This window comes from uncultured Salegentibacter sp. (assembly GCF_963972535.1).
Classification (GTDB): Bacteria; Bacteroidota; Bacteroidia; order Flavobacteriales; family Flavobacteriaceae; genus Salegentibacter.
Genome location: NZ_CAXAVR010000170.1, coordinates 1 through 3844, shown reverse-complemented (window position 1 = coordinate 3844; position 3844 = coordinate 1). Strand labels below are relative to the sequence as shown.

Below are 3844 nucleotides of genomic sequence, written 5' to 3'. Positions count from 1 at the left end.
CAAACCTCTTTTCGGGCTTCGTATAAACGTCTTCCCAGGCGCATTCCGCGGTAATCGGGATGAATAAAAACATCTATTCCGTATAAAATATCGCCGTTCTTAGTGTGGGTAGAAAAATTTTCACCACCAATTATTTCATCGTAAGTATGATCTTCATCAAACTTTTTTGAATCTATAATAATAGAAAGTGCACAGCCGGCTATTTTATTATCTATAATTATACAAAACTGCCCTTCGGGAAACTTATTAACCAGGTTCCTAATTTCATCTTTACTCCAGTATTCCTCTGGCATTTTCTGGTAGCTCTTTATCATAGAAACCTTGAGTTCCTGATAATCTTTAAGCTTTAAATTTCGAAGTTCAATTTTGGGAGTTTCGTTCACGACATTATTTTTTTGAGATTGCGAAGATACAGCAGAAAGTTATCTATTAAAAATAGCAAAGTGATTTGGGACGAATTCGCGAATAGTTATTTTGACTAATTACCTTTTACAATTTCAATCTTTGTTCTAGTTAATCGTCACCCTGTCCCGACGCTTCGGGATTATTTCAGGGTCTAAGGAGAGCTTAACTAGATTTCATGTTAGATGCTGAAACAAGTTCAGCATGACGTTAAAATGAAGATGCAAAAAGCTTACAACAACAAAATTCTATGCTTAATGGCGTATAGCACCAAGCCGGTACGGCTTCTTACGTTTAGTTTATGAAACAGACTTTCACGATATCCGTCTATAGTCTTCGGACTAAGGTTCATTTCGTTAGCCACTTCTTTATAGGTCATTTCAGAACAGGCCAGGCTAAGAAATTCCAGTTCGCGTTTAGTAAGGTTTACCAGTTTATTTTCTTTATCCTTATTTTTAATGGCTTCAGAAACCGCATCGCTATAAAAAAAGCCTTCCTTAATCACCTCATCCATGGCAAACTTAAACTCATCTGGATCTATATCTTTTAGCAAATACCCGCGACATCCCAATTTCACCATATAAGTCACGGTTTCCTCATCGTCTTCCATAGTAAGCGCCAAAACCTTTTGGTCAGGAAAATTCTCTTTAAGCCAGGCCATCGTTTCAGGGCCATCCATTATTGGCATTCTAATATCCAACAACACTAAATCAGGTTTAGGCTGGTTGGCTTTAAATTGAGTCACCAGTTCCTGCCCGTTTTTATGCACGCCATTAACCTCGTAATTCTCAAAAGAATTCACCAGGTTTTTTAAAGATTGTGAAAATAAAGTGTGATCGTCTACAATTGCTATGGTATTATTCATCTTGTTGCCCCATTAAAGAATAACGTAAAGATAAGGAAGTTCCCGCGCCTATAGAAGTTTCCATCTCAAACTTTGCCTGTATCAGCGCTGCCCTGCTTTCCATGTTGAATAACCCTGAATTCTTCTTTACCCCTTCCATATCAAATCCCATCCCGTTATCTTTTGCAGTAATGATGATTTCTTCGGAAGTAAAACTAATATGAACACTTAATGCTGAAGCCTTCGCGTGCTTGATCACATTAGAAAAGAATTCCTGAAGTATCCTGAATAAAATTATGCTGTGTTGCTGCGGAATTTCCTGTTTTTCACCGGTTACTTTCAATTCCGTTTCAATAACGCCCATACGCTGAAACCTTGCCAGTTCATTTTCTACAGAAACCACCAAACCGGCGTAACCAATTACCTGGTTGTTTAAGGACTTTGAGAGCGAACGCACTTCCTGAAGCGAATTTGCCACGGTTTCTTTAATTTCTAAAGCTGAAGCTTTCTCGGCTTCAGGTAGGTTTCTGGAAAAGATATTCAACTGCATATTAGCAACAGAAAGTAACTGACCAATATTATCGTGCAATTCCCAACCAACATTCTTTAAGGTTTGTTCCTGCATTTCTAAACGCGATTGCGAAATTTCCCGCTCAAAACGCTGTTTAGCCTCAAATTGTTCTTGCAGCATTTTATTTTTACGCCGTTGGTACACCACAAAAAAAACGATCACAAAGGCCGTTAGTAGTAGAATAACTACCACAAAATAGATGATAAGTAAAATTTCTTCTTTAGAAAGCATTTGTTATATTCTTAGAAGATGATTTATTCATGTTCGAGAGCCATAAAAAGGCAATGCTATAGGAACCGTACATAAATATATTCATTGCAATCATAACCAAACTACTGAGTTCTACAAATTCCGGGCTTTTATCATTAAAATATTTAAAATAAATAAAAATAGGCGTAGTGGTTAAGAAGTACAAAAGTGCTGAAAAGGAAATATAGAAACTGATTTCTCTTTTAATATTTAGAATTTTAGAACTCAGTAAAATTTCAAAGTAATAATAGAAAATAACTCCCAGCAGAAAAAAACTACCTAATAAATAAGTAACTACGGAATTACTCTGAAGAAATACATCTGAAAATATTAAATTGGCAATACAGATTATCACATATAAGAGCAAAGCTTTATCAATAAATTTTCTGGTTTTATTATTTGAAATATTCCACTTAAAAAAGAGTATATAAACAACAAAACTTATAATCAAATAAGGATTATATAACCAATAAGTTCTGTACAAAAAAGTTTGCTTTAGAAAATGTAATTCTTCATTCCAGTAGATTGCAGCCGGAAATAATCCTATACTTTCAACAAAGAATGTTAGCAACAGAAAATACGAAAAAAACCCAACCGCTTTATCGGCTGGGTTTTTCTGGTAAAAATATAAGCCGCATATGGCCGCAATACCCTCAAGTAAAAATACCAGGAATCTAAAATCTTGCATTAATATTCCATTGGAGGCCAGCCCGAGCCAATTGTATTATATGGCTCAATTTCATAATTATTAGGGTCAGAGTCTTCCTGTGCAGTTTCCGTTTCACCCTTAGCTTCTTTGGTGGGGGACAGAAACATGGTAGTATAACTTTTTTTCTCCTTGGTTTTAGGATAAGCTCCTAAATAAAACCGAATCCCCGGTTTTTCTACCCCCTGCTCCTTTGATTTTTCACGAACATAATCCAGGTATTCCTGTAATTCGTCCAGGCTATACCAGAATTCGCGGGTATCTTCATAACCCTCTGCTTCCCTGATGTCTTTCCCACGGGTTTTCACCCATTCGTCCTGTTCTTTACGCGCCTCTTCAACGCTAATACATTTTTTTGGTTTTTTCATTCTTAAGCTGGTTGGTTAAAAACTTAATTTTTTGTTAAGGTAAATTTAGGAGAATTTTTCATTTTGGCAAATCTTTGGTTGTCAGTTGTTTTTTCGGTTGTCGATTCTCAGTTGTGAGTTTTCTGTTTTCGGTTAATCCGGTTAAGCGTGTGGTTTGCAGTTTGGTGTTTATTGTTCGAGGTTTAAGGTTTGTTGTTTTTTTGCCACGAATACACGAATATTTTTCGTCATTGCGAGGAGGCGTTAGCCGACGTGGCAATCTGTTCTGAATGAGTTCTCGGTTGCCAGTTCTCGCCCGCCGTCAGTTCGAGTGGCTTTAATTAAGCGATAGCGCAAATAAGGCTTTATCGAGAACTATTAGAAGTTCTAACTTCATTGCACTTCTCGATACTTTCCGACTAGCGTCGGAACACTCGAAGTGACGGCTCATTTCAAACAAAAGATCGCCGCGCTCGTTCCTCACTCGCGATGACGGCAAAAAAAGCAACGTCATTGCGAGGAAGCACTGGCTGACGTGGCAATCTGTTCTTGGTAAGTTGTCTGTTTGGTGTTCAAGGGTTAATTCAACCTAGATGCTGAAATAAATTCAGCATGACGTTCTGAAGAAAGGGGATTTTTCCCCTTGTGACGAGCGTACTTATCTTCTACATTTGACATAGTCATTTTAGTTAGCTAAAGTGTTTTGGGGCAAAAAAGTGTCGTCA

The 3844-nt window shown here is 37.2% G+C and carries 4 protein-coding genes; all 4 read right to left on the bottom strand.

The genetic code is table 11. The features are described 5' to 3' along the window. Positions 1 to 383 (bottom strand): GNAT family N-acetyltransferase (locus AACZ30_RS13330; protein ID WP_339649959.1); only part of this gene is annotated, 383 nt, incomplete at its 3' end. Between the two features lie 251 nt (positions 384 to 634). After that, the gene (locus AACZ30_RS13325) at positions 635 to 1267 is read right to left on the bottom strand and encodes a response regulator transcription factor (protein ID WP_339649958.1); all 633 of its coding nucleotides are present in this window, start codon (positions 1265 to 1267) and stop codon (positions 635 to 637) included. Beyond that, the gene (locus tag AACZ30_RS13320) at positions 1260 to 2048 is read right to left on the bottom strand and encodes a histidine kinase (protein WP_339649955.1); all 789 of its coding nucleotides are present in this window, start codon (positions 2046 to 2048) and stop codon (positions 1260 to 1262) included. Before AACZ30_RS13320 ends, AACZ30_RS13325 begins: the two co-directional genes overlap by 8 nt. A gap of 705 nt (positions 2049 to 2753) precedes the next feature. Continuing rightward, on the bottom strand, positions 2754 to 3140 hold the full coding sequence (locus tag AACZ30_RS13315; RefSeq protein ID WP_339649953.1) for a hypothetical protein: 387 nt from the start codon (positions 3138 to 3140) through the stop codon (positions 2754 to 2756). Between the last annotated feature and the right edge of the window lie 704 nt (positions 3141 to 3844).